1 protein-coding gene is annotated in these 388 nt (G+C 40.7%); it reads left to right on the top strand.

Going from position 1 to position 388, the window contains the following annotated elements:
* Positions 1 to 388, top strand: a 388-nt coding sequence (locus HFD15_RS14055) for a relaxase/mobilization nuclease domain-containing protein (protein WP_167595257.1), incomplete at both ends; no start/stop codon positions are given.

Here is a 388-nt window from a genome sequence, read left to right on the forward strand (position 1 = left end):
AAAAAGGAGAAAGCGTTCAACGAGCACGAGAAATGAATGATCGACTCGCTTCTCGAGAAAACTGGCACATTTTAGAGCCACCAAAAGAGCGCCAAACAGAGACAGAAAAAGAACTAATCGCCAAAAATGAGTATTCTTACATGGATGATTTGAGAGAAAGAATCAATAAATCGCTTCAAGATGTCTCTGTGAGCTCATATGAGACGTTTAAAGAGCGTTTATCCGATAATGGTGTAATTCTATCAGAAAGAGGCCAAACGTTCTCATACGCCTTTTTAGACGCCAATAACAAGCAAAGACGAGCACGAGAGACCCGATTGGGTTCTGATTTTGGAAGGGAGACCATTTTACATGAGTTGGAAAACCGAGCAAGACAAAACGAATTTAG

This window comes from Lactococcus sp. EKM203L (genome assembly GCF_011800585.1).
Taxonomy (GTDB): Bacteria; Bacillota; Bacilli; order Lactobacillales; family Streptococcaceae; genus Lactococcus; species Lactococcus lactis.